The 26,393-nt window shown below is 42.9% G+C and carries 28 protein-coding genes and 1 pseudogene; 3 read left to right on the forward strand and 26 right to left on the reverse strand.

Translation table 11 applies throughout. The features are described 5' to 3' along the window. Nucleotides 1–58: 58 nt before the first annotated feature. Nucleotides 59–265 (forward strand): annotated as a pseudogene (locus tag BAA9072_RS01505) (cytochrome P450); the annotation flags it as partial. 294 nt (nucleotides 266–559) lie between these two features. Here the strand turns inward: BAA9072_RS01505 and BAA9072_RS01510 are convergent. The 21 genes from BAA9072_RS01510 to BAA9072_RS01610 form a co-directional block, all read right to left on the reverse strand. Continuing rightward, complete coding sequence (locus tag BAA9072_RS01510) at nucleotides 560–1,633, reverse strand: Ger(x)C family spore germination protein (RefSeq protein WP_201712915.1); 1,074 nt, start codon at nucleotides 1,631–1,633, stop codon at nucleotides 560–562. Next, complete coding sequence (locus BAA9072_RS01515; protein WP_201712916.1) at nucleotides 1,626–2,711, reverse strand: GerAB/ArcD/ProY family transporter; 1,086 nt, start codon at nucleotides 2,709–2,711, stop codon at nucleotides 1,626–1,628. The genes BAA9072_RS01510 and BAA9072_RS01515 overlap by 8 nt, the downstream gene beginning before the upstream one ends. Nucleotides 2,712–2,729: 18 nt before the next feature. Next, the gene (locus tag BAA9072_RS01520) at nucleotides 2,730–4,226 is read right to left on the reverse strand and encodes a spore germination protein (protein WP_201712917.1); all 1,497 of its coding nucleotides are present in this window, start codon (nucleotides 4,224–4,226) and stop codon (nucleotides 2,730–2,732) included. A gap of 236 nt (nucleotides 4,227–4,462) precedes the next feature. After that, nucleotides 4,463–4,855, reverse strand: coding sequence for a DUF3021 family protein (locus BAA9072_RS01525; RefSeq protein WP_201712918.1), 393 nt, complete (start codon nucleotides 4,853–4,855; stop codon nucleotides 4,463–4,465). Nucleotides 4,856–5,117: 262 nt separating this feature from the next. Then, nucleotides 5,118–5,750: a DUF418 domain-containing protein gene (locus BAA9072_RS01530; protein WP_201712919.1), complete on the reverse strand. Its 633-nt coding sequence runs from the start codon at nucleotides 5,748–5,750 to the stop codon at nucleotides 5,118–5,120. A 2-nt stretch (nucleotides 5,751–5,752) separates the two neighbouring features. After that, a complete protein-coding gene (locus BAA9072_RS01535; RefSeq protein ID WP_201712920.1) occupies nucleotides 5,753–6,175 on the reverse strand; it encodes a DUF418 domain-containing protein in 423 nt (140 codons plus the stop codon). Nucleotides 6,176–6,370: 195 nt separating this feature from the next. Beyond that, nucleotides 6,371–6,718 carry a hypothetical protein gene (locus BAA9072_RS01540; protein ID WP_201712921.1) on the reverse strand — a complete coding sequence of 116 codons (348 nt, stop codon included), beginning with the start codon at nucleotides 6,716–6,718 and terminating at the stop codon, nucleotides 6,371–6,373. A 139-nt stretch (nucleotides 6,719–6,857) separates the two neighbouring features. After that, complete coding sequence (locus tag BAA9072_RS01545) at nucleotides 6,858–7,244, reverse strand: VOC family protein (protein ID WP_201712922.1); 387 nt, start codon at nucleotides 7,242–7,244, stop codon at nucleotides 6,858–6,860. A gap of 60 nt (nucleotides 7,245–7,304) precedes the next feature. Further along, complete coding sequence (locus BAA9072_RS01550) at nucleotides 7,305–7,583, reverse strand: ArsR/SmtB family transcription factor (RefSeq protein ID WP_201713185.1); 279 nt, start codon at nucleotides 7,581–7,583, stop codon at nucleotides 7,305–7,307. Between the two features lie 263 nt (nucleotides 7,584–7,846). After that, nucleotides 7,847–9,370, reverse strand: coding sequence for a galactarate dehydratase (gene garD, locus BAA9072_RS01555; protein WP_201712923.1), 1,524 nt, complete (start codon nucleotides 9,368–9,370; stop codon nucleotides 7,847–7,849). Between the two features lie 21 nt (nucleotides 9,371–9,391). Beyond that, nucleotides 9,392–10,735 carry a glucarate dehydratase gene (gene gudD, locus BAA9072_RS01560; protein WP_408015198.1) on the reverse strand — a complete coding sequence of 448 codons (1,344 nt, stop codon included), beginning with the start codon at nucleotides 10,733–10,735 and terminating at the stop codon, nucleotides 9,392–9,394. Nucleotides 10,736–10,839: 104 nt separating this feature from the next. Next, nucleotides 10,840–12,303 (reverse strand): alpha-ketoglutaric semialdehyde dehydrogenase GucD, encoded by a 1,464-nt coding sequence (gene gucD / locus BAA9072_RS01565; protein ID WP_201712924.1) that lies wholly within the window; start codon nucleotides 12,301–12,303, stop codon nucleotides 10,840–10,842. A gap of 83 nt (nucleotides 12,304–12,386) precedes the next feature. Beyond that, complete coding sequence (gene kdgD / locus BAA9072_RS01570) at nucleotides 12,387–13,328, reverse strand: 5-dehydro-4-deoxyglucarate dehydratase (protein ID WP_201712925.1); 942 nt, start codon at nucleotides 13,326–13,328, stop codon at nucleotides 12,387–12,389. Between the two features lie 178 nt (nucleotides 13,329–13,506). Next, a complete protein-coding gene (locus tag BAA9072_RS01575; RefSeq protein ID WP_201712926.1) occupies nucleotides 13,507–14,487 on the reverse strand; it encodes a tripartite tricarboxylate transporter substrate binding protein in 981 nt (326 codons plus the stop codon). A gap of 66 nt (nucleotides 14,488–14,553) precedes the next feature. Continuing rightward, nucleotides 14,554–16,062 carry a tripartite tricarboxylate transporter permease gene (locus BAA9072_RS01580; protein WP_201712927.1) on the reverse strand — a complete coding sequence of 503 codons (1,509 nt, stop codon included), beginning with the start codon at nucleotides 16,060–16,062 and terminating at the stop codon, nucleotides 14,554–14,556. A 10-nt stretch (nucleotides 16,063–16,072) separates the two neighbouring features. Beyond that, nucleotides 16,073–16,579, reverse strand: coding sequence for a tripartite tricarboxylate transporter TctB family protein (locus BAA9072_RS01585; protein ID WP_201712928.1), 507 nt, complete (start codon nucleotides 16,577–16,579; stop codon nucleotides 16,073–16,075). Between the two features lie 23 nt (nucleotides 16,580–16,602). Continuing rightward, nucleotides 16,603–17,616, reverse strand: a complete 1,014-nt coding sequence (locus BAA9072_RS01590; RefSeq protein WP_201712929.1) for a mannonate dehydratase — start codon at nucleotides 17,614–17,616, stop codon at nucleotides 16,603–16,605. Nucleotides 17,617–17,834: 218 nt separating this feature from the next. Beyond that, nucleotides 17,835–18,545, reverse strand: coding sequence for a FadR/GntR family transcriptional regulator (locus tag BAA9072_RS01595; RefSeq protein ID WP_201712930.1), 711 nt, complete (start codon nucleotides 18,543–18,545; stop codon nucleotides 17,835–17,837). A 418-nt stretch (nucleotides 18,546–18,963) separates the two neighbouring features. Further along, nucleotides 18,964–19,563 carry a hypothetical protein gene (locus BAA9072_RS01600; protein ID WP_201712931.1) on the reverse strand — a complete coding sequence of 200 codons (600 nt, stop codon included), beginning with the start codon at nucleotides 19,561–19,563 and terminating at the stop codon, nucleotides 18,964–18,966. Further along, nucleotides 19,560–20,114 carry a GrpB family protein gene (locus BAA9072_RS01605; protein ID WP_408015193.1) on the reverse strand — a complete coding sequence of 185 codons (555 nt, stop codon included), beginning with the start codon at nucleotides 20,112–20,114 and terminating at the stop codon, nucleotides 19,560–19,562. Before BAA9072_RS01605 ends, BAA9072_RS01600 begins: the two co-directional genes overlap by 4 nt. Before the next feature lie 3 nt (nucleotides 20,115–20,117). After that, nucleotides 20,118–20,597, reverse strand: coding sequence for a GNAT family N-acetyltransferase (locus BAA9072_RS01610; protein WP_201712932.1), 480 nt, complete (start codon nucleotides 20,595–20,597; stop codon nucleotides 20,118–20,120). A gap of 132 nt (nucleotides 20,598–20,729) precedes the next feature. On the opposite strand from BAA9072_RS01610, the gene BAA9072_RS01615 reads away from it, so the two are divergent. Next, a complete protein-coding gene (locus tag BAA9072_RS01615) occupies nucleotides 20,730–21,224 on the forward strand; it encodes a hypothetical protein (RefSeq protein ID WP_201712933.1) in 495 nt (164 codons plus the stop codon). A 75-nt stretch (nucleotides 21,225–21,299) separates the two neighbouring features. On the opposite strand, the gene BAA9072_RS01620 is transcribed toward BAA9072_RS01615, so the two are convergent. The 4 genes from BAA9072_RS01620 to BAA9072_RS01635 form a co-directional block, all read right to left on the reverse strand. Next, nucleotides 21,300–21,629: a 6-aminohexanoate hydrolase gene (locus tag BAA9072_RS01620; protein ID WP_230980716.1), complete on the reverse strand. Its 330-nt coding sequence runs from the start codon at nucleotides 21,627–21,629 to the stop codon at nucleotides 21,300–21,302. Next, nucleotides 21,622–21,858 carry a helix-turn-helix transcriptional regulator gene (locus BAA9072_RS01625; RefSeq protein ID WP_201712935.1) on the reverse strand — a complete coding sequence of 79 codons (237 nt, stop codon included), beginning with the start codon at nucleotides 21,856–21,858 and terminating at the stop codon, nucleotides 21,622–21,624. Before BAA9072_RS01625 ends, BAA9072_RS01620 begins: the two co-directional genes overlap by 8 nt. Nucleotides 21,859–22,098: 240 nt before the next feature. Beyond that, nucleotides 22,099–22,440: an NIPSNAP family protein gene (locus tag BAA9072_RS01630; protein WP_201712936.1), complete on the reverse strand. Its 342-nt coding sequence runs from the start codon at nucleotides 22,438–22,440 to the stop codon at nucleotides 22,099–22,101. Nucleotides 22,441–22,518: 78 nt separating this feature from the next. Then, entirely contained in the window at nucleotides 22,519–23,787 is a 1,269-nt protein-coding gene (locus tag BAA9072_RS01635) for an MDR family MFS transporter (RefSeq protein WP_201712937.1), read from the reverse strand. A 100-nt stretch (nucleotides 23,788–23,887) separates the two neighbouring features. Here BAA9072_RS01635 and BAA9072_RS01640 point away from each other — a divergent pair, with 100 nt between their 5' ends. Then, nucleotides 23,888–25,540, forward strand: a complete 1,653-nt coding sequence (locus tag BAA9072_RS01640; protein ID WP_201712938.1) for an ABC transporter substrate-binding protein — start codon at nucleotides 23,888–23,890, stop codon at nucleotides 25,538–25,540. Between the two features lie 74 nt (nucleotides 25,541–25,614). Here the strand turns inward: BAA9072_RS01640 and BAA9072_RS01645 are convergent, their stop codons facing one another. Beyond that, on the reverse strand, nucleotides 25,615–26,289 hold the full coding sequence (locus BAA9072_RS01645) for a hypothetical protein (protein WP_201712939.1): 675 nt from the start codon (nucleotides 26,287–26,289) through the stop codon (nucleotides 25,615–25,617). Nucleotides 26,290–26,393: the final 104 nt, after the last annotated feature.

The raw sequence follows: 26,393 nt of genomic DNA on the forward strand, positions 1-26,393 counted from the left end.
CGTTTAAAGGTTTTGTTTATAGTATGATGTTAAGCTGAACCCAATATTCTATCTCTTTTCTTCTAAGCATCCAACGTTTGGAAATGGCCCTCATTTCTGCCTCGGTGCCCCGCTTGCCCGATTAGAAATGAAGATTGCCCTCAAGGTCTTTGTGAAAAAATTTTCACGGATCGAGCCTGTAGACGGGTTCGAGTTGGAAGAGAATTTGACCGCTTCAGCTACAGGGCAGTCTTTGACCACGCTGCCGATGCGGGTTTATTCATAATACTTCAGAAAACCCGTCCCTTTTTTAAAAGATGGGACGGGTTTTCTACACTTTTGCCTGTTTTAACTGTCCCAGCCTCCATCATCCTGCCTTGGAGAAGGGATGTGTCCACGAATCATGCGAGTCTCAGGATAATCATGCGGGTTTTGAAATAATCGTGCGAGCCACCAAGTAATCGTGCGGATTTCAGATAAATCGTGCGAGATATTCGATCATCATGCCGCCGTGTCGAATATTCTTTATTGTTCACAAAAAAGCACTAGGACGCTTGCGTTTCATCTTGTTTAAATATAATTAATCAATCGTTCCTGTTTGTTGAATTTCGACTTTTGCCGCAACAGAAACTTTTACGTTTGGATAATACTTTTCCCATTTTTCTTTATTGAATGAGCGATCATGTTCCTTGTATTTAGCCCCTAAACCTAATGGATCAACCTGCATTTCCTTAAGTTGCGTAATGAGGTCCATAGCCTTTTTTTCTAATTGTTTTTCTACCTTCTTTTGATATACCTTTTTATTAAAAGACTGCCGTTTTCTCTTTGATGAGGAAAATTCTTGTAGTCTTGTCTTTAGATTGATGGTGAACTCCGGTTGTCCATGTACAATGTTGACCTTATATTCTGGATTTGAAGATAGAGTTTGCAAAACCACCTTATCCCCATTCTCAAATTTAAATGATTGGAATCCATCTCTATCTTTATTCAGTAATGTCTTAAATATATAACTATCTTCCATTGATAATGACGTAATATATTTATCATATTTAAACAGGGCAATTCCAGAGATTTTAATACTGCCATTTACAATTTTTATAGTTGGTAAATATGGATCCTGGCCTACTTGAAATAATTGAAACAAAAAAGTATGTAAATCGGTGTGCGGAATCTGCCCGGATTCCATGTTCTGGTCCAACAATTCTTGCAGGTAAATGGAGATATTCTCGTCTTTGTATTTATTTACATTTAATATTTCATTCGCGTTACCATCAACAATGGCCAATTGAACAACACTACCGATTGATGCGTCACGGTTTAAAGTATCAACAAAATCATTTATACCCTTTTCCGCCAGAGATTTCCCATAAAGAGCAAATCTGAGTTGTCCACTTACTAGGCGAAGCTGTGATTCTTGATTTAAATTCGTACGTATTTCTTTGCTGGCTTGCCCGAACGCCGATTTGACTTCATTTTTGGAAGGTTTATTTTTGTTAATAATTGGATATACAATTGTTCCAATTACCCCTCCGTCCTCGGCCAAATCATAGCCGACGCCTTGTATCATCCCGATCTCATTTACAATTTTGGTAGGAAGTAAGGAACAGCCCGATAATAGTAAAATGAAGAACAACCAAGAGGCATGCTTAACCATTAGGTTTCCCCCTTTTGAACAAAGTAAAATACAGTAGGAGAAGCGGAATATATATGTAAAAAATGTATACATTCATTTGGGTCACTGATGTATTAAGTATCTCCCTGGCCTGGCCGTTTCCCAATTGACTAATCAAAACACTCCCTAAACTTAAGATCAGTAATGCATATTTCTGCTTCATATTGAAAATTCTCTTTAACCCTCTGCTTGAGCACCATAACAACAGTGAAATCAAAGCAGTAACGATAATGAAGTACATAGAGATATACAAGTATTCAAATCGCTCTAAATAAGAGAACTTAATGATCTTTGTAATCGAAAGCTCTGGCCAAATGGTCGTTTTTAACTGACTTTCACTATAAAATGTGAAAGAAACAATACTTGAAACGGTATATAGTACTGTAGTGAAGAGTACACCCAAATGAGCAAATTTTTTGGACTTATCAGGATTTCTAATAAATGGGTAGACCATCAATAACACTTCTGTACCAGCAATCGTGTACATCGAGCTCTTAACGGAGTCCAACATGTCCACTAATGAGTGATTCATGATTGGGAGCAGGTTTGAAAATTCGGCAATTTTTAATGGGAAGAAATACAATACCATTATGATTACTTGTGGAAAAAGAAATGACAAAAAAGACAAGCCGACAACAACGCGGAATCCTCCTGAAATACAATAATAAACTAATATAAGAGTCAAGGAGGAAATGACCCAGGATGGTAACACAGGAAACATCCAAACGTGAACAATCTCGATATATTCAAGCATGACGGAAATGCTTGCTAACCCGTAATAAATGATGATAAAAAAACTTACGAATTTCCCAAGAATCTTTCCGAAAGCATCTATATGTACATCAATAATATCCCCATCAGCTTTCTCCAGCAGTTTATACATCACCCAAATGAAAGCCTGGACCAGGCAACCTGCTACTAAGACACTAATCCATGCATCATATCCTGCTTTCTCTGCAATCCTTCTTTGGAAACTTAAAATTCCAACACCTACTTGGGAATTGTAAATGATAAAGAAGACTAAATAAGGAGAAACCTGGTGTCTTATATCTACTTTCAAACGTAATCCCCCTAAACATTATTCATAAAAATCATTTAATGGTTCAGGATTTTTCTTATTGTCTACACATTTTGTCTGTTTTTGAGGCCTTAGGGTTTTGGGATTGTATTTTTGCATAGAAAAAGGGAGTCTTATCCACAAGTCTTGAAATGAAGTGATCCGTAAAGGGTACTGGCTTAAATAAGGTCGTCCAAGTGATGTCAGCCTTAATAAATGGATGGCTGTAAATATCACACATACAAAAACACCTAATAAGCCGAGCCATGCAGCAAGAAATATAACTGGGAACTTTATAAAACGGACGGTATTGCTAAGTTTATAAACTGGAGATGTGTACGATGCTAATGTTCCCAGTCCTACTATAATTAACAATACGTTACTGGTTAAGCCTGCTTCTACAACTGCTTGCCCAATGACAATCCCACCCACAACGCCAAGTGATTGCCCGATTTTCAGTGGTAAACGAATTCCTGCCTCCTTTACCATTTCAATCATGAGCTCTAAAAACAGAGCTTCGAGAAATGGAGGAAAGGGGACAGTTGCTCTTGAACCTACAAGGGGCTCCAGTAAACGAGCTGGGATCAATTCGTAATGATAGGTCATGATGGCCACGTACATTGGTGTAATTAAAAATGAGATGAAAACCGCAACAAATCGCATGATCCGAAAGAAATTGCTGATGATCCAAGTATAGCTGTAATCCTCCATTGCAATAAAGGATTCCATGAATGTGACTGGCAGGATGACCAGGTTAGGTGAACCGTCAACGGCAATGATAATTTTCCCTTCGGTTAATCCAGCCGACACCCGGTCTGACCGTTCCGTTGAAATGGACTGTGGAAACAGGGAATTTGAATTGTCCTCAATCATGGATGAGATATAGGAACTATCCTGAATCTGATCATATTGAATCTCTTTGATCCTTTGAATGACGGTGTTTATATTTTCCTGATCCGCAATCCCTTCCACATATAATACAGCCACTCTTGTTTTTGATAACTTTCCGACATTCATTTCTTTGACAATGAGCTCTGATATAGGCAGCCTTTTACGGATAAGATTAATATTCGTATCTAATTCCTCAATAAATCCAACCTGAGGACCTATCGCAGAAGCTTCTGACGTCGGTATACCGATATCGCGAAACTTACTGTTTGCAATATTCACCAATAAACAGTCTTGATCATGAGAGTGAATTTGAATCGCCATATATCCATTCATCATGTTTTGAACAATCTTATCTGTATCACTAGTAAATATGATTTCCTGAATAGGGATGATGCTCATTAACTCTTCTAAGGAAATCTGATTTTGCAAATAGGGAAGAACATCTTTATGCAGGATGTCAGAAGAAATGAGCGTGCGATAATAGGAAATCCAAAATGGCTCTCCGTCTATTAATGATGTATGGTAATGAACAAAGTCATTTGAACTGGAAAGATTGTCAACCCACTCACGATTGACATTATTCGTGGAGCTGAATCCATTGTTGTCATCGCCACTGTTCAACTTCATAAAAACCCCTCTACATTGATCATTTTTACTTATTATGTGTGAAGTTGGAGAATTAATACGAATGTGAACATGGACCGTGTATATATTCACCTGAAACAAAATAAAAAGCCTCATACCCCCAATAAAAAGGGTAGAAGCTTCATTCCGTAAAAACATATGCCGGTAGTAGAAAATCGATACCTGCCCCTGTAAATGTAAGGTTTACCGGTGAGTTAGGCACCAATAATAGTTAGATCCTATTGATCCTGGGCCTTCATATATGCTCTATTCCTCACTTTAAAAAGAACATATGTAGCCAAAAATAAGATAATCCCAGTCTTATTAAAAAGGAAATATACACTTACTACATCCCTAAAGGAATCAAGGGGATACATCCCGCTCAGAAGTAACGTTGGAAAAACCGTCACCAGCATGACCAAATAATGAACCAGAATTTGTTGTAAAAAGCCCCATTTTCCAATTTCATATATGACACTTGCCAACCCCAGGAAAAAAGCGATCAGACCATTAAAAAAGAAATTGTTCGTTAAAGCTGATGATCCTTGGAATAGATTCCACAGCAACGAAATGATGGACACGAATATAAACGGGATGCCTCCTCTAACCAAGCCTTTTTTTAATAGAAGCATTGTAGGTGTTCCTTTCTTAGAGGCTCTCTTTCCATTCAACCGCCCCCATTGTATTTTTTACATTCCCTCATTTGCGCAGTTTCTCAACATTTTTTGCCTATACAAATGATACGGATGACGGGAAGCAAGGGGACGGTTCTAGTGCTTCCTATTTTTAGCCGTCAAAGGTTCTTGAAACCTCAAAAATCATCCGGCAGTTCCGAATGATTTTTGTGAGAGATTTATAATTACCAGCATGCTATCTACGTTTCCCCATTTAAAGCTATTTAATGGCTGACTTCTTCCTTAAAAAAGTCTCAAAAGGGCCCCTTATGGAATTTTGATGCATATAATGAGCAACCATTACGGAAACAAACCAAACAAACACCGCAATGAAATCACTCCATAACTGATTAATGTGTCCACCAAGACCTCCAGCATATGGAGCTAATATGAAAACAAACAGAACAGACTGAAATAGATAAAAACTAAGTGAACGTTGTCCAAGTGCAACAATGGCCTTTGTAAAGGGATATCTTTTCCCTTCCACTTTAATGGCTAAGAGTCCAATCAGTGCGGTCCATCCTACTCCACCAGCATAACCAGTGATGGTATGGAGTGATTTTGCCGTTGCTTCTAATACATCACTGTAGCTTGGCCAAAACAATGATGACATGAGGGCCATCGGGATACCGCCGACCGTCGATAGGAATAGTCCGCCTATACCAACCGTAAGGAGTGTCTTCTGATATCTTTTAGGATGATCGATTACTTGAAATCGAGCAACCAGAATACCCATGAGCACGCCTGGGATTACTTGATAACTCAGAACCGGTGTGTAGAACATCCATTCAAACATTCGGGTAATCGATGCCTCCATAGGGTCTTCAATCGTGGCGGAATTCGTGACTTCCATATTTAATGCATCAAAGCCCCGGGGCATGTACGGAGCCAGCAGGCCAACCAATACAAGAAAAAAATAATTAAAATAATGCTTTTTCTATTGGACAATCGAAGAAATAAACTTGCAAAAAGGAGAGCAATAAATCCATACACCCCAATAATATCTGCAAAAAAAAGAGTGGCGTGGAAAAAGCCTATCACTAACATCAAAGCTCCTCTCCGCCTGAAGATTTTTTTGGTATCTTTCCAACTGCTCCCCTTTCGTTCTTGCCCTTTATACACTTGATGGAGCCCGTATCCAAAAAGGATGGCAAACAAAGGGAAAGCGCGTCCATCAATGAAAACCTGCCTAATAAAAACAGTGAACTGATCGGTTAACGTCACTCCCCGGTCAGTTGAAAAGATAAATTGATTTGCATGTGCCAATGCAATAAACAACAACATAAATCCTCGTGCTAAGTCTGGAGTCAATCTTCTTTTTTGAACATTCGAGATCGTATTCATACTTTTAAATATATCATATGTGCAACTGCACTTGTTCAACCATTCTGCTCTTCTAAGAAAAGCGCCTCACTTCTCTCATTAAACAAAAAAAACAGGCCTCCCTCAACCAGAAAGCCCATCTTCCTATTCTCATCTCAATTTAACTGGTGAAAGTAAATCATCCGAATCCCGGTAGGATCGGTAGGAAACAAATCTCTTCCCATTTAATGAACCATCCAATTGTAAAATACGTTCGGCCTTGGTTTCTAAGTAGAAATGATAGGTTTCCATGTTCAGTCTGAAGAAGGTAAACGTGTGCCCGAGGAGATCCTTCTTGATTTCCTGTGTGTCGGGATGCTGCTGAACGAAATCCGCGAGCTCTTGTACGGATGATGAGGGGATATCAGCGATGGAATAGTACGTCCCCTTCATATTGTCTTTTAACTTACCCATTGCGGCCTTGGCCCTGTCTTTTAATTTTCTGCCATCTAATTCCATACGTCCACTCCTCTTACGGTACTACTAAGAAGAATCCCCAATATCCCTTAGAATAAACCGCTATCTTTTCAAATCCCTCTCCCGTTTTGATAAAAAATAGCCTTCCCCCTGCAACAGAGAAAAGGCCATGAAATGCAGATCACTTCTGCTCGATCATTTGAATAAGGTTTCCGCATGTATCGTCGAAGACAGCGATAGTGATGTCACCCATGGCGGTAGGCTCCATCGTAAACGTGACCCCTTTTTCCACTAATCGCTTATGCTCATTATGAATGTCCGAAACCCCAAACATGGTGACAGGGATCCCGTCTGCGAATAATTTCTTTTGATATTCCTTGGCAGCAGGGTGCTCGTTTGGTTCGAGTAACAGCTCGGTCCCTTCCTGTTCATCAGCTGAAACGAGCGTGATCCATCTGTGTGCTCCTGTGGGAACGTCATGCTTTTTCACAAAATCCAAGGTGTTTGTGTAAAACGCTAATGCTTTGTCTTGATCTTGAACGAAGATGCTGGTAATAATAATTTTCATCCTATGTTGCCTCCTTTAATCATTGCGATGGCAGGTTTTCTTCTGCCCTTTTATGAAAGATTAGTCTGTCCATCCTTTCAATAAGTGGTTAAGTGGTTCTTTGTTAAACGTAAGTACTCGATACTTTCCCTTCCGTTCGGAAAGGACGAGTCCTGCATCTTCCAATAAATTGAGATGTTTGGTGATCGCCTGTCGCGAAATGGAAAGGTTGTGTTTCATTACGAGGCGTGCCGTAAGTTCATACAACGTCAGCTCGTTGCGGTCGGAAAGCTCATCTAATATAAGCCTCCGTGTCGAGTCGCCAAGTGCTTTGAATATAGTGTCTTTGTCCCAAGTCATATAATGATTATAGGCAACTTTGTGGTTGCCTGTCAAGGATAAGCAACAATTTGGTTGCATGATAATGACACTTTATGATTCAGGTACAAAATAAAAAGAATCCCTTATTAAAAGGATTCCTTTCTTGAAACCACAGGACAGCTATCCTGGCAGATTACCAGTTTCTCTTTCTATTCATGTGCTTCCAATCCTTTCGTAAACAGTCTTTTTAAAAACAAGAGAAAGGCAACCCGATTGAAAGGTATGCCTTTGAATGGATTGGTTCATGTAATTGGAGCAGGGTTGAATAAAGCCAGATCATTATGCAGTCTCCACTTCTCTGCCCACGTCTGCGTCCTACCGCTTGCCACGTCTATAATATAATGGAAGATAGACCAGCCAACATCCTCGATGGTTGCCTTACCCGTTGCTATTTCACCGGCATTTACGTCAATCAGATCATGCCATTGTTCCATCAACGTATTTCTCGTTGAAACCTTGATCACTGGAGCCATAGCCAATCCGTAAGGGGTCCCTCTACCGGTTGTAAAAACCTGCATATGCATTCCCGATGCCAGTTGAAGCGTTCCACATACAAAGTCACTCGCTGGGGTAGCCGCAAAAAGCAACCCTTTTTGTGCTGCTTTTTCACCAGGTGATAATACTCCAGAGATCGGACTTCTTCCAGATTTCGCAATGGAACCCAGCGATTTTTCTACAACATTTGATAAGCCTCCTTTTTTATTCCCTGGCGATGGATTGGCACTACGGTCCGCATCCCCTTTCATCAAGTAATCGTCGTACCATTTCATTTCTTTAATAAGATCTTTGCCAACTTGCTCGTTTACCGCCCTGGGTGTCAGTAAATGAACAGCATCCCGGACTTCTGTTACTTCAGAAAATAAGACCGTCGCACCGCCCCGAACCAATAAGTCCGCTGCAAATCCAACAGCTGGATTCGCAGTCACCCCAGAGAAGGCATCGCTTCCGCCACACTGCAGCCCAACAACCAAATCAGAGAGAGGGCACGTTTCCCGTTGACGGCGATTCAATGAAGTGAGACGTTCCTCTGCCATTTCCTTGATGGTTTTAATCATATTGGTAAATCCATTCTCGTCTTGCAAAGAGACAATGGATCCATGATCACCGGATGGAACAAGCCTGCTCGGAGCAAGCTTTTCACATCCTAACCCTACAACAAGCAGCTCTCCTCCAAAATTAGGATGCATCGCGATATTTTGGATGGTCCGAATCGGGATCTCTGCTTCAGGGGCGTTTATCGCAACTCCACACCCATATGTATGATTGATGGCTACAACATCATGAACATTAGGATAGTTTGGAAGGATCTCTTTCTTGATTTCCCTTACAGCGTAATCCAGAACACCGGCGACACATTGTACACTTGTCGTAATGCCGAGAATATTTTTTATTCCGGCACTTCCATCAGCATTTCGATATCCTTCAAAGGTATACCCTTCAAGAGGCGGAAGCCTGTCGGGGATTTTCGTAGCGATGGGAAGCTCATCTAATTCCGGAGGTGTTGGAAGCTTTACGAGGGACTCTTTCAGCCAGCGCCCCCTTTTAACCGGGGCGGCTGCATGGCCAATCACTTCACCGTATCGGACAATGGCATCACCGATTGCAAGATTAGTCAGCGTTACCTTGTGACCTTGTGGAACATACTCCTCTAGTTCAAGTCCACAAGGGAAAATGGTCCCCTGTGAGAGACCTTTGGAATTTACAATAATCGCTACGTTATCCTGTGGGTTTATCTGAATATAAAGCGGTATTTCGTTTAAAGACATATGAAACGTCTCCTTTGCGCGTTATCTAACCAAACATGGCTGTTTATGATTGAACGTCCATCCGGGGATTACGTACTGCATGGCAACTGAATCATCCCGGCTACCCAGCCCCTCTTTTTGATAAAGGGCATGAGCCTTTTCAATTTGTTCCATATCCACTTCAATTCCCAAGCCTGGTTTATCAGGTACTTTCACCTTACCGTCATGAATGGTAAATGGCTCCTTCGTCAACCGCTGGCCATCCTGCCAAATCCAGTGTGTATCGATCGCGGTAATCGTACCTGGCGCAGCTGCAGCAACATGGCAAAACATAGCCAGCGAAATATCAAAGTGATTGTTCGAGTGAGATCCCCATGTCAGGCCCCAATCATGACACATTTGGGCCACCCGGACTGAGCCCTGCATCGTCCAGAAATGGGGATCAGCAAGGGGGATATCCACCGAGTTTGATTGGATGGAATGCCCCATCTGCCGCCAGTCCGTGGCAATCATATTGGTTGCGGTCTTAAGACCTGTTGACCGCCTGAACTCAGCCATGATTTCTCTTGCAGAATAGCCATTTTCCGCTCCGCATGGATCTTCTGCGTATGCAAGAACATGATGCTGATCGCGGCATAAACGAATCGCTTCCTTCAATGACCAGGCACCATTCGGATCAAGCGTCACCCTGGCATCAGGGAAGCGTTCGGCAAGAGCCGTCACCGCTTCTATTTCTTCCTCCCCCCGCAACACGCCGCCCTTTAATTTAAAATCGTTAAATCCATACCGCTTATGTGCTGCTTCAGCCAATTGGACAATAGCTTCGGGTGTCACCGCCTCTTCGTGGCGCAACCGGAACCAATCCTGTTCATGGTTCAAATCACTTACATAAGGAAGATCTGTTTTTGCCCGGTCACCTACATAAAACAAATACCCCAGCATTTCCACTTCTTTGCGTTGCTGCCCTTCACCAAGTAATGCAGCTACAGGTACATCAAGATGTTTCCCTAAGAGGTCTAGGAGAGCTGCTTCTAATGCTGTCACTGCGTGAATGGTCACCCTTAAATCAAATGTTTGAAGACCTCTCCCACCAGCATCACGGTCTCCAAACTGCTTCCTCACAGAATTGAGAATGGTATGATACCTGCCAATCGACTGCCCAATGACAAAGGATCTTGCATCCTCCAGTGTTTTGCGAATGCGTTCCCCTCCCGGAACCTCTCCAACACCTGTATGACCTGAATTATCTTTTAGAATAATGACATTCCGGGTAAAATAGGGGCCATGCGCCCCGCTGAGATTGAATAACATACTGTCATGACCGGCAACCGGAATGACGTTCATATCCGTGATGACCGGTGTATGAATTGGCTTTTCCCCCGCTATCTGCTGTTCGGCTAGTTGCTGTTCGATTGTCCTCACCCCTGATTGAAAGAATCACATTCATATTATCCTCCGCCTGATTTGAATCCATCTAGATGGACAATAGGCTACTTAACAAATACTGTCTTAATAGAGGTAAAGAACTCTTTAGCTGCTTCACCTTGTTCCCTGGAATGTGAACTTGATTGCTTCATGCCACCAAATGGAGCTTGAAGTTCAACTCCTGCGCTTTCTGCATTGATGCGCACCAGACCCGCTTCCATCTCATCAATGAATGAAAGCATGCTTGAAATATTACTTGTAAAGATGGAAGCACTTAGTCCGTATTGGACATCATTCGCAATCGCCAGTCCGTCTTCCAGAGTATTGACTTGTATCAAAGCGATGACGGGACCAAAAATCTCTTCTTGCGCAATCGTCATACTTGAAGTCGCGTTATCGAATATAGTCGGTTCTACAAAGTACCCTTTTTCATATCCATCACCAGTCAGTTGTTTCCCTCCCGTTAGCAGTCTTGCTCCTTCTTGTTTTCCTTTTTCGATATAAGATAGGACGGTTTTCATCTGACCTTCGCTTGCACATGGCCCCAGCCAAACGCCATCTTTTAATCCATTTCCTATGGTAATGTCCTTTGTTTTAGCCACTAATCTTTCTTTAAAATCTTCATAGACTTTTGCCTCCACAATGACACGGCTGGTTGCTGTACATTTTTGACCTGTAGATCGAAACGCACCACTGATAGTTGCCTCCACGGCAAGATCTAAATCGGCATCAGCTGCAACGATAACCGGGTTCTTACCACCCATTTCCAATTGATATTTAGCTCCCCGTGCCAAGGCTGAAAGCCCGATGCTCTTCCCAACAGAATCGGAACCAGTGAACGTGATCCCGTTCACATCAGGATGATCCGTAAGTGCCTGGCCGATGACTGAGCCAGAACCAGTGACAAAATTCACGACACCTTTTGGAAACCCTGCCTCTTCAAAGCACTCAATGATTTTCGCTGCAGTAACCGCGGCTTCTTGTGCAGGCTTTAGTACCACCGTATTTCCATAGATAAGAGCGGGAGCCATTTTCCATATCGGAATCGCTACAGGGAAGTTCCATGGAGTGATTACACCTAAGACTCCGAGTGGCACTCTGCTTGTAAACATCAAGGCTTTACTATCAGTGGATGGTATGACGTCCCCCACTTTACGCATCCCTTCACCTGCATAGTAACGAAGGATGGCCACACCCCGAGATGTTTCTCCTTTCGCTTCTGGGAGAGTTTTTCCCATTTCCCTTGTCATGCATTCTGCAATTTCATTCGTCCTTCTTTCAAGTATGTCAGCGGCTTTGTATAAAAACACTCCTCTTTCACTTCCGGCTAACTTCCTCCACGTTTTTTGTGCTTCTTTTGCAACGACAACTGCATTGTCAGCCTCCTCTTTGGTTGACATTTGCACATACCCTACAAGGTCATCGCGATCTGCAGGATTTAGGGTTGCTTGAACATTCCCACTGGCAGATTCCGTCCACTCACCATTGATAAAATTTAGATACGTATTATGTTTAGTTTCGACAGTCATATTTCTCCTCCTTGTTATTCGTTAAGGTTTATGATGGCTGAATCTGATTTCAGCCACTTTCTAAAACATTTTCTAATAGAAAACTAGATTAGTTCCTTCGACTCAACATGCTGAACGGGATAGTTTACCAATGTCTTTTCAATGATTGTTTTCAATTGCTCATAGTGTTCTTTCTCAACAGGAACACATGGCGGACGGACTGTATTGGCAACTGGCATCCCGATAATTTCCATTCCCGCCTTGATTAAGGAAACGGCATAACCTTTCCGGGCTTTTCTGATTTGGTTGATTGGAAGGAGGACATTTACATAAATCTCTTTAACCAGCTCCTCATTTCCTTCCTTTAATGCATCGTAGTAAAGTCTTGAGACATGTGGAATGTAGTTCGACATGGCGGAAGAATAAGAGTTGAATCCTATCGAGTGGTAGGCCGGCATGGTAATTTCCGCAAATGGCATCCCATTTAACCATTCAACCTTATCCCCGAGGGTTTGTGTCAGTTCAAGATTCAATTCCATGTTTCCACATCCATCTTTAACACCAACAATTTGTGGTAACTCTTCTATTAATCTCCTTAATGTGGCCAATTGTAAAATGGCATTATCTCTTTGATAAAGAATGGCAGGCAGACTGCTCTTTTGAATAATGGTCTTGTAATAGTTATATAATCCTTCCTGTTCTCCTTCAATGAGATAAGGAGGCAGGATCAAATACCCGTCTACACCCAAATTTTCTGACAACCTTACCAGATCAACGGCATCTGCAATGCTGCCACCGACTCCTGAGTAGACCGGAACCCTTCCATTGGCAACAGACACTGCTACTTCTACCATCGATTGATATTCTGCCTTATTCAATGCATGAAATTCACCAGACCCACATGCAATGAAGATGGATGAAAGTCCTCCTTTGATCAGAAACTCAATATTCTTGGCTAATGCTCTCTCGTCAATGTCACCGTTTTCATTATAGGGGGCAGTCGGGAATCCTAAAATTCCTGTTGGTACTTTCCTTTTCTTTTTCAAACCACTCATTCCCTTCCCAGATAGACACTATAAATTGTTTATTTGTCTTACAATAAAATAAATTGTAAGACAATAATAATTATGTGTCAACTTTAATTATTCGATCTCTTCAATTACTTCCTCTATACGTTAGCAGATGCTCTTACCTTAGATGGAGCATCTGCCCCGACTTCTTTCGTTAATCTTTATTTAACTCAATATATTTTTCCTCGGTCTTTTTGATATAATCAAATGCTTCTTGCTGATTCAGGTAAGTAGGTGTTACAAGGAATTTCTCTGCTTCCTTGACATACTCTTCGTTATTAACTACTTTCTCTACAGCCTTAGAAAATTCATCTACAAATTTATCAGGTGTATCCGGGTTAAAGCCATAGAAGAAAAACTTTTCGAATTCACTATTGACCCCTTGCTCGACAAATGTCGGAACATCCGGCATAAGATCCACCCTATCGTTTGCCATAATGCCCAATGACCGCATGTCTCCAGATTCTACATAGTCTTTGACAAGACCTAATGAAGTAGGAACGATATCTACGTGTCCTCCTAATAATGCTGTTACTTTCTCAGAGGCACCTCCAACATCGACGATATTCAACTCGATGTTCTGGTCTTTTTGCAAAGCTAATAGTTGTAAATGTGTAAATCCGCCGACTTCAGTCGCAATGGAAACTTCTCCAGGATGGGCACGGGCATATTCAACCATGTCCTTTAGATCTTTAAACTTAGAATCCCCACTCACCATGAATGTATTTCCCTGGTCTAATATTGGAATTCCCGCCAATTTAAACGAATCATAGCTGTCTTCAGTGAGGCCAAGAATTCTGTTTAACAGTAAGGAGTTATGGAAGAAAAGAACAGTATGACCATCAGCATCTGCATCAAGTACTTCATTGGCTCCAACTGTACCGCCTGCTCCCGTTACGTTCGAAATGACAATCGGCTGTCCCAGTTCTTTTTCAAGATACTTCCCTAGTAATCTTGCATTTGCGTCCGTATCTCCACCGGCCCCGGCAGGCACTACAACCGTTATCGGTTTAGATGGGTAATCACTTTCCTCAGCCCCATTACTCCCCGAACTCTTGTCAGAGCATCCCGCCATCATTGTGGCAAACACCAGCATAGTTACTGCAAACAAAATACCTTTAAATGATTTCTTCATACTTTACCCCCCTGATTTATTATTTCAATAGGATTCTTCCTATTAAAAACACTGTTCGACATTCCTTTACAAACTAATTGTATGATTAGAATCATGATCCCGCTTTTTCTTGTAATTGCTTCTAATCTTAAATAGTACAGACAACAACGCTAATGAGAGGAACACAGCAGCAATAGGCTGTGTTAAAAACGGTGTGAAATCCCCCTTGGAATACATAAGTCCTCTTCTCAGGTTCGTTTCTGCAAGCGGCCCTAGTATAAAGCCCAGAATGACCGGAGTAATCGGAAAATCTAACTTCAGCATGGCATAACCGAGGATTCCAAAGAATAATAAAGCTCCTGCATCAAATAAGCGGTTATTCACCCCGATCGCTCCAACGACACAGAGTACGAGAATAATGGGAAGAAGGATATATTGTGGAATGCTCAACACTTTGGTAAATACTCTCATTCCCCAGAACAGCAAAGCGATCATGAAGAAGTTCGCAATAATTAATGCAGCAAATATGCCATACACAACATCACCATTGTTTTCTATGAGCAGTGGACCTGGGCTCAGTCCATGAAGAATTAATCCGCCAAGAAGCAAAGCTGTCACCGTATCACCGGGAATTCCCAATGAAATGAGTGGGACAAGGGCCCCACCGACTGCGGCATTATTAGCCGATTCGGAAGCCACAACACCATCAGGGATTCCTTTTCCGAATTCTTCCGGCTTTTTAGATTGGTTCTTTGCCGTCACGTAAGCGATAATATTCGCCGTACCCCCGCCTATACCAGGCAGGATCCCAATTCCGATCCCTATTAAAGAGGACCTCAATCCGTTCCATCCTTGTTTGAAGAAATCCTTGACTGAAAACCCAAAGCCTTTTAGTTTATATTTGACGGATTGACCCTTTTTCAACTTTGCCTCGGATGACTTAATGATTTCGGATACAGCAAATAATCCAATCAACACAGGCAGAAGTTGAAATCCTGCATTTAAATCCTTAAATCCAAACGTAAATCGCGGGAATGCATCAATCGGAGCTGAACCCACCATTGCAAGCGCTATTCCCAACAACCCGCTTAAAAGTCCTTTAATCAATGATCCGCCTGATAAGCTGGATATCATCGTTAAAGCAAAAATCGTGATGGCGAAATATTCGAAAGGACCGAATTCAAGAGCCAATTTGGCTAGTGGAGGCGCAAGTAACATCAGAACGATAATACTCAATAAACCTCCAAGAAAAGAAAAGAGAATCGCATAACCGAAAGCAGGTCCTGCCTGCCCCTTTTGCGCCATTGGATACCCATCGAATGTGGTGGCAATGGAAGATGGTGTCCCTGGGAGGTTCAACAGGATTGCCGGGACTAACCCACCGGATACTCCTCCTATGTAAAGTCCCATCAGCAAAGACATGGCGGATATAGGTTCCATGCCAAACGTAATCGGCAGCGTAATCGCGATGGCCATTGTAGCCGTTAAACCGGGAATTGAACCGAAAATAAGTCCCAGAGCCACACCTCCAAGAATGTAAGCAATCGTCTCAATTGTTAAAACAGAGGCAAACCCTTCTAGAAACATCTCAAACATACGAACCCCCCTATCCTAAAATTCCTGCCGGCAGCATTAAGAAGAAAACTGATTTAAAAATAAAATAAACAAAAACGGAAGTGATCACCGATGTAACAAGAAACAACGGGATTTTTCTTTCCTTCTTATCAGCCAGCAAATACATTTGTGCAAAGAGATAAACGACCGTCGTAATAAGAAAGCCGATGATTGGCAGTAAGGTAATATATAATCCCAATAAACCCATAGTGCCTATGACGGACAAAGGACTTACCTTCTTCTTTCCTTCTTGATCCTTCTTTGCTCCCGTGTCCATTTCTATAGCCTTTTCAGCAGTTGATCCTTTCAATTGTTTAACAGAGTTAATCAAATAGAAGATACTAAGAATGAAAATGGCGATTGCAACCAGCTTTGGAGCAAAGTCCGCACCAATTTTAGAAACAGTCAGCTTCTTAATACTGTTCGATGCAGCGTACATGACAACTGAAATGAGTATCAAGAAAGCGCTCGCAAATAGATCCTTATTGAGTCTAATCATAAACTCCCACCTTCCCTGTTTTTCTACCCTTCGAACTCAACCAGTGCCGCAAGCATCGCCTTGATGTATCCGATTGAATAAGCAAATCCGACACTGCCGTAACTCCAGCCGATATTTGAATGGGCCCAGTTTCCATCGAGATCCGGTCGATCTCCCTCCATCATTGGTACATGATCAGGATTTAGACAACCATTATAGCCAACCTTTCGAAGCTCAAGGAGAATCTTGAACATGTTCATATCCCCATCGTCCAACAAAGCTTCTTCAAAGGCTCCTGCTGTCGGCAAGCTGCCCCTTACATTCCGGAAATGAACCAGGAATATACGATCCTTTCTGCCATAATGGTTGAGTTCATTAAGCACTAATGGACTTCCGCCTTCTTCCGCCCTCGTTCCTACACAATAGATGTAACCCACATTTTTACTTGGGAATTCGTCCATGACCCGGCGATAACCCAAACCACCGAACGGTGTATCATGATTGGGAGAGTCAGAAGGATGCATCCCCAGATTCACATCATACTCTTCACAAACCGGAACAAGTTTTGAATAGGCCTCTCGGAATCGTAACCACCATTGTTCATGTTCTTCAAGAGTAGGAGTTTCATAGGGTTCTTTGTTGAAACCGAGACTTTCCCCACGTGCAATTGCTCCGCCCCTTTGTCTTGCCTGATAGCTTTTTGTCATGTAATTGAAGGTATCTCCGGCAAATCTCTGCCGTACGATCTTGATGCCCGCTTCCCCAAAGACTTTTACAGCTTGCACAGAGTTTTCCACCTCCACTTCACTGCCTTCTTCCTGATCCATGAATCTCTTGGAAAGGTCGGGTAATGTCACACGGTTAATATCTAATCCGAATGAGCGAATTTTGCGCTTCATCTTTAACAGTTCATCCAGATCAGGAAATCCTTGTTCCTTCACACCTGGAAACGAAGACCCGGTACCAAAGTCAACACAATCTACCCCTAATTGGCACATCTGTCTTAACTCCTGATCCGTTAAATCAAATTTCGTCGTCGTCACCGATATATTCATCATCGGGAATCCCCCCTCTTGTGGTAATTTCAGCAGTATAAGAATACGCTTACATTTTATATTTTTAATTGTAAGACAAATAAAAATATGAGTCAATAAAAAATTTAGAATATTTAAAATTAATTACGAATCGTTATTCAGGCAAAAAAAAAAACCGAATAAAGATAAATTCTTTATTCGGACAGTCCTTCGCGGTTTCGTTATCAATATAGGAATATAATTTAGGATTCTTCAGTATTAAACCTCTTCATTGCTTTCTTTCTGACGAAATCCAGGTGACGATACATGGCTGTATACGCTTCAATTGGATCACGTTTCTCAAGGGCATTATAAATATCTACATGATACTCAATCGTTTGAGCCAAATTACGATCCTCCAACGGAATCTGCTCCAGCACCTTATGGTGAAAACTTTGCAACGGATCAATGATGGATTCAAAAAGAGGGATCTTCGCGGCAAGGGCAATGGCTTTATGGAATTCTTTATCCACTTCTGATGAATCCTCCGTAGGCAGAGCCTTCATTTCATCTAACAGACCTTTTAGCTTCGCCAGATCTTCATCCGTGATTTTTTCGGCTGCTAACGTAATTAACCCCAACTCTAATGCTACCCTCGTCTCAATAATCGAAACTAAGTCCGTAGATGAAAGCGCTAACATCATTGAAAACGGTTTAGAACCTACTTTGTCTGCAAAGAATGTACCATTTCTAGTCTTCCTATTCACGATCCCCAGAACCTCCAATGATGTCATTGCTTCTCTAATCACTGGTCTGCTCACACCACAAATCTCCATTAATTCCATTTCAGATGGTATTCTGTCCCCAGGTTTCAGTTGCCCGCTTGTCAGCAGTCCAATGATTTCATCAATAACCTGGTTGGACAATGTTTTCCTGCTCAGGGATTTTATATCTACACTCTTCGAATTTTCCACATCTTCTCCCTCTTTCCAACAAGACTCTATGTGAATATAATTTGTAAGACAATTTTACTAAAGATTCAATAATTGTCAAGATTAGATGTCTGAGGGATGAGTAACTCCGATCACTTCGTACTGACTACCAGATTATGAGTTTCTCTTTCTATTCATGTACTTCCAATGGGGCATTTTTTATACAATTCCCCTTCAAAATAGCCTTTTCCAAGCGAATAATCCTTCCATCTCCTACCCTTAGATAGGATAAAATATGATTCATGCGGGATATTGAATTTACGTGCGGATTATGGAATAATCATGCGCCTCTCAGGAAAATCGTGCGGGATTCAGATGATTCATGCGGGAATTCTAATAATCGTGCCGCCGTGTCGAATTTTCTTGGGAGAACTCATAGACAGGTCCTGCGGAGCATCCATTACCTTTCGATATCCATCTTTCCCATCAACTCAACAATCTCCTGCTCCTTACCCGTCTCAACCGAAATCTTCTCCGCACCTTCTACTATCCCCTTCGTATAGTCCTCCATCGATTCCTCGATTTGTTCACTCGTCGGCCAGTGGGATGGAATATCGTACACATGAATCGTGCCATCCCCATTACCACTGTATGTGACAACGCCATCAGCCATGGCTTTGCCGCTTAATACAATGACATCTTCTGGATAACCGATGCTTGTATCTTCATAAGGATTCAGCTTTTCCCCGGCTGAAATATGCCGGACGTTCAGTACTTCAACGCCTTTATTCCCGATGACTTGTAACCAGACTCGGGCATATTCGATTTTCTCTGAAGAGTATGTAGAGAGGGGATCTTCTGTGTTATTCGATTGGTCCTCTGTCATGACGTCTGCCATATCCACGGAATCAACCGGCTCATCTGTTTCAACTTCTTCTGAGCTTCGGTTATCTTCCTCAAGCTTCACCTGCTCAGCACTTCCACTCTGCTTCCCCGCCCCACTGCAGGCCATCAATAAAAATGGCGTGGCTACGATCATCAGCAGCAGTCGTCTCTTCATTTGCTCTCCCCCGTTTCCGAACTGTCCAATACCCTTTGAATAAAGTCTGCTTTCCCTTTCGAATAAGCTTCCCGGTCGTCAGGAAATTGGTTCGCCAGATGCTTTTTCAGCTCGGCATATTCTTCCTTCAAAGAAGGGTTTCTGTTCAACCGATCCCGGAATGACCGTTGTTGTTCCCACCTCGGTTCACCCTCCAGCATGAGGTGTAGATGGGCGACACGTTTATCATTTTCCACCTTGATAAAGAACCTCCTCCACGGCCGGTTATCGAGTTCGATCGGTACGTAATGCCATTGATCCTCCGCAAGCTTACCGGCAATCTCATCCAAGTGGTCAAAAGTTGGGATCATGGCCATCAAATCAAGGATTGGTTTCCCTGGAAGGTTACGAATCGACGTGCTCCCAATATGTTCTACTTCCTTGACACCAAAGGGAATTAGCCGATGTGAAAGTTCATTCACTTCAGTTCTTCCCGCGTCCATCCATTCCGGGCTTGGGGATGCAATCTCTATTGATTCCACAGCCCATTTAGGCAAGTTTTGTTTTTCCACCAGTCAATCCACACCCTTCTCCAGTTCGATCTCATCCCTGATTGGAATTCCGTCATGTCCGATCAACGGGATGTCAGGCTTTATCCGCCTTGCTTTCTCCACGGCAAACCGGTGGATATGCGAAATCATGAAACCCCGCTTTTGATAAAATTTCAAAGCCGGCAAATTATCATTCGTCGTAATCAGGGTAATGCGTTTACACCGGTTCTCGGTGGCCACCTTCTCTACTTCTTTCATCAGGGCTGTGCCGATTCCCTTTTTTTCTTCCAAACTATCAAGTGAAATAATCTCGCATACTCCACCTTCGACCACATATGTAATCAATCCTGCGATTACATCTTCACCACTGAGGACGGCAAAGCCGTCTAACGCAGCGCAATCATACACACCACTCGAAATCACCATCTCCGGACTTCCCCAATGCCGATGGAAAAAATTGATGATCCTGTCTTTCGATAATTCCTTCAATGATACGATGTTCATTCTCCCTCTCCCCTTTATCTGTTTCACAAGGTACTCTACTGGAAGATATCATAGATTTAATTGTAAAAAAAGGAAAATACAAGAAATCCCATGTTAAAATAGAAAGGAAGATTCAACAAGGCGGTGAGACCTTTGAAACGTTTTACTCTACCCTTCATATGCACCATGTGTTTAGGTTTGGCTGGATGCCGGGTCATTCTTTTTGCCCCGGCTGAAATAGCTCAATCCCCATTTACGATGGACGCTCACGTCTATATAAAGCGCGCTAAGATCATTATCAGAACGGAAACCAGCCTTCCACCAGAGACGCCTCTATCCCTATCGATCCAACCATATTCAGACCATCACCCCTTAGGGAAAATACAATCCTATATGGTAGATCCCCAAACAGAAAACGTTTTTGAAAAAAACGTCACCGTGGATGAAGAAGGGAAGATTGAACCCGTTGTGATCGATAGACCAGATCCTTCTAAGCGATACAGAATCAAATTAGTTGCCGGTAAGATGGTAAAGTATATCAATCTAATGAAAATCGAAGACCCTGATGGGATCGGTGCCAATCTGACTTTTTTGTCCATGGAAGAAATTAAGGAGCGTTATCAGACGTCTGTTCGGATAAAAAAATAAAAAGGTGCCCACCCCTGAACGATCGTACGTTTCAGAGGTCAGGCACCATTAACGTTTCAGCATCCACTATAGACATTATTTAAAATCTTTCCGATATTGCATAATCGAATAAATGGCGCCGACTAAAAAAACGATCCCTTGAAATAGGATAAAAATCTGGCGGAAGTACTCGATATCCCGATCAACCCATGAAATAAAAATGCCATTTACTACGAGTTGCGCCGTAAACATACAAGAAATGATTTTGAGATAAACGGCATTTGTTCTTTCGTCGGGTTTACCGAATTTTCTGGTTACATAGTAGAGGACGACCAAAGATCCAACATATAGAACCATCGTTACCCCTACCATCACATTGAAGTGATCCGAGCTTTGTAACATCCAGTCATTCAGTACATCAATCATTGTTCTCATCCTTTCTGACATAAGAAAATATGTCACTGATATCTACTTCAAAAAAGGTGGCTATTCGATAGGCCAGCACCAGTGAAGGAGAATAATTGTTCTTTTCCATTACAAAGATGGTTTGCTTGGAAACCCCAACCGCATCAGCCAAATCCTTTTGTGACATTCTCCTTAACACTCTGTGTTCATATACTTTATTCACGATCGAATCCCCGAAGTCTTCCTTCAATTACAGCACCTTCCTTTTTTCTCTATCTACACAATAAATGAATATCCCCAAAATGTAAAGTAAACTTATACAAAATATAGTTATAAGTTTATAAAATAAATGTATTTATTTACGTTTTCATTTCGAAAGGTGCCGATATAAAAAAACAGACATTCCTTAATGGAACATCTGTCATCCTATTTTAAATATGGCGCACATTTTCTATCAAAGCCTGTATTACAGTCGTTTTCCGTTATAGGGTCAGCAATCCGTAACAGTATTGTTGATAAAATCCTGATCGATTTTATAAAAATGTTCCTTCAGGTTTTCTCTTCCACCCCATTTCCCGTACCAATCCTGCACTCGTTTCATGTGTGCTTCATCGCTTCTAACAGAAGCTTCTATTCTTTCATACTCTTCATAGCTGTCGTATTCCCATATGGCAAATACGTCCACTTCCCCATTGGTCTCATTGGTCATCCAACGTCCAACTAATCTGGATCCATATTTCAACTGGGTCGGTAATAAGGTTTTATTAAAATGCAGGTTGAAATCTTCTAAAATCCGTGGGGAAACACGGTACATTTTTCTACGGTAGATCATGAATCGCTCTCTCCTTTATGTATAGTAGGGATTAAGGACAGCTGGACATCACTTTTTTTGGGAAGCCAACCTTCCCCCTTACTTCCCTCCACTCGCACCAACTCCACCATCATTTAACATCTTCGCCTTCACCCAGCTCCCGCCAAACAATCCTGTATAAACAAGAACGGTACCGAGCATAACGATAAAGCCGATGTAAACGCTCATCATCGTCGGCATCAGAAAGGCACCGATAATGATGGTAGACCTGGCAACAAGGTCCGCTCCGCTGAAGGACAGGTTGGAGAAGGCGGAGTAGGAGCCCCGCTTGTCGCTTGGGATCATGTTGGCCTGTTCTGCATTGCGGATCGGGGAATAGATCAGTTCTCCCATTGTTGCAATCAGGTTGAAGGCGATCAAGATATACCATGTGTTGGCAGATGTGACCGTCACATAGCCGATACCGTACAGGATGAGCCCGATCAAGAGAGCATTCTTCTTATTCAGGCGGTCGGTATAGCGGTTGATGATGAACGTAAGGCATACGACGAGCATCATGTTCTCAATGTTCAAGATACTGAGCATCCTGACGCCGACGATTTCAAAATTCCCGATGTTCACAGCTTTGAATGTTTCTGCAAGACGGATCCCGATATAGCTGTTGAGGGAGAATTCTGCTGCGAAGATGAAGGTGGACCCTGCCACCACTTTCACAAATGCCGAATCCCTGAAGGCAATCCGGTAATTGTTGACGAGATCGATGAACACATTCTCGTGTTTTTTCTGAAGCTGATCTGTGAAATTGTCCTGTAGCCAGATCCCATAAGCAACAGGGATCGTCGTCGACGTGAAGGTCAGCATCATGAACAGTTCGGTTTGATGGTTCAGATACAACAATCCCCCGAGAGCCGCACCGATCGCCATGGACAGATTGACGAGCCAGTAATCAAGGGCGTAGACGGCTTTCCGGTTCTCCGGCGTCGTGGAATCGATAATAATGGCATGCATTGCCGGCCGGCCCAGGCTGCTTGTGATGATGAACCCGATATATGCACCTGCGAAGAGCAGGATCAGATTATCTTCGGGAAAAAGACTGACGGTCATGATGAAAAAGAACAAGGCGTTCAGCCAGGACGTTGTCAGGAGCACCTTCTTCCGGGGAAAGCGGTCTGATATATATCCCCCGACCAAATTGATGAAAAATCCGATCACCACAGTGACGATCAGGAAGATCCCTGCCCAGATTTTATTCAGTTCCTGCGCAAAGAACAGCGCCATGAACGGCATGACGGCGGATGATACGGCACGGTTAAAAAATGACGTGATCATCCGTACTTTTATGTTTCGAGGTAATTCCTTCCACTTCATGTTGTTCCCCCTCCTCTATTTACTGTATAGTAAACTAGACGGAAGATTATAAAAATAGACATTTTTCAAATTGATGTCCCCTTTTAGGAGGTAAAACTACATGGAGAACAAATTACTCACCCTTTGGCGATACTATCCCTCCGGCAGCATCCGCGTGGAGGAAATCTCTGAAACTCTTCAATTGAGTCATAAACAGACGACCCGCTATTTGAAAAAATGGAATGAAGAAGGCTGGATCGCTTTTACACCTGGCCGGGGACGGGGAAATGTATCGACACTCCTATGGAAGAAAGATGTGGAAGAAGAGTTCGAAGAAGAAGTCGTGAGGCTCATGGAAGAGGAACCGATTGAAGAGAGCAGCAAGTATCTCATGTACAACTGGTCAACGGACAGTAAGATGAGACTGATGACGAAATTCCACGGAAAACTCGGGTTTGTGAAAGAGTCCAAGGATAAACTGATCGTGCCGAAGCGATATCCGTTTTTCTCCATCCATCCATTGGAGGCAGCCGATGTCCTCAGCGCCCACCTGGTGGCAAACGTATTCAATCGCCTCGTCTCCATCACGGAAGATGGGACCATCCTCCCGGAACTCGCACACAGCTGGGATGCTTCCCCTGCCAAACTGCGACTTTATATCAAAAAGGATATCCGGTTCCACGACGGCTCCATCCTGACGGCCAAAGATGCCGCCCATTGTCTCGAACAACTCCGGACATGTACCCACTACCAGGAACTATGGACACCCGTTGAAAGAATCGAAGTGAAGGCACCGCTCATCATCGACATCCATCACCCCGGGGGCTGCAGCTACATCCTCCCCATGCTCAGCATGATATGTGCGAGCATGTACAAGGAATCCAAGGGACGGACCTTCGGGACAGGATGCTTCTCACTTGAAGAAAACAGTGATTCCAAGACGTCCCTCACTGCCTTTAAAGAACACTTCCAGGAGAGGCCCCTCCTCGATGCCGTCGAATTCGTGCAAGTGCCGAAAGACTTTAAGGGAATCTATCATTCTCACATCGGGGAGAACCAGTACTCTTCCGTAGAAGTCGAAAGTGATTCGGGCTTCGGGATTGTCGTCATGAATGCCGTCCCGGGACGAGATTCCCAGATTCAGAGGAAAGACGTCCGGGATTATCTGCACTGGGTGATTGCGAAGAACCGCCATACCCTTCGTGAGGTTGACCCCCGCCTGACACCGAACGGTAAGAGCATCCTGATCGGCCAGGATCAAGCCATGACCGTCCCGAGGGCAGAACGTCCCTTGTTTAAAGAGCCGATCGTGATCCGGGGTGCCAACCATACAGTGAAAACAACCGAGTGGCTCGTCGACATCTTCGAAAAAGAAGGAATCCCGGTGGACCTCCAGTGGTTTTCCTTTGCCGACACCTTGACGAAGCATCCGAAAACGTTCCATGTGGACCTGTTCGTTCACGGGGAAATCTTCGAATCCAACCAGAACTTCTCGTTTTATCACTTTTTGAAGAACGGCTATTCTCCTTTATATGCCCTTTTTGAAAAGGAAGGTAAGTGGAAGAGGCTGCTTGAGGAATATCGGCATACGCCATTCGAGGACTGGACCGCTATAAATATGAGCTTGGAGAATAGGCTTATGAAGGAATCCATTATGATCCCACTCTACTACGAGAAACGCTACATCCCTTTTTCGACTGACATTATGAATATTGAATTCAAGCATTTTGGGTATGTGGACTTTTCGAAGTTGTGGGTGCGGCCTGATGTGTGAGGGCATGGGGACGGTTCTCTGGCTCCTTTTCTCTCAAAAGGAAAGGAAGCATCAGAACCGTCCCCATGCTTCCCTCATTCAAACTCCAATGTCACGCCGTCCCCATTTTCTTCATCTGCTTTCATGATGTTGACGGTTTGGATGTATCCCTTTACCGGGTCATCCCCGTGTACCATGGAGGCATCGGGATCGGCTTCCTTTATCACCTGGAGTCCGGCCAGCTCATCCAGACTGCCCGCTTGTTCGATCAATTGCTGCTTGATCTTTTCCTCTTGTCCTTCTGGCTCAAAGGTCAATTCAAATCGGTACCGGGTCGATAAATCCGGTCTGTAGTATGTCTTCTCCCTGATCGATCCGTTTTCTTCAACCGAAGTTCCAATCCCCACCGTGTTCGCAGGCACTTCATTCAGAGTCCCGGCGGTTTTTTCCTTAATTTCTTCCGCTGTTGCATTTCCCTTATATGGAATTAAATTAATCTTTAAATATGTATCAGGGGGAAGGTCCGTTTCCCCTGATAACACCATATTCTCCCCATCCAATGTTAGAGTTGCATCAATCTTGAACGCAGGTTCTTCAGGCTCTTCCTGCACGACTTCCTCCTGCTCCTGCACGTCCGCTTTTTGACGGTGTTCTTTTTGGATTTCCTTTTGCTCCGCGTTTTGGGCGAATGGATCAAAGACTACCCTGCAGGCGGAGAGAAACAGGCAGGATGAAAGGAATAGTATAAAAACAAAAAGATTACGATACATTTTCTGATCACCTTCGACAATATTTTCTGAATAGTGTTTACTATTGAATTTCTTTATTGTACCATTTATATAGTAAAAATTGTAATTTTTCGAGAATAAGGAAG

The sequence above is a fragment of the Rossellomorea arthrocnemi genome (assembly GCF_904424705.1).
GTDB lineage: Bacteria > Bacillota > Bacilli > Bacillales > Bacillaceae_B > Rossellomorea > Rossellomorea arthrocnemi.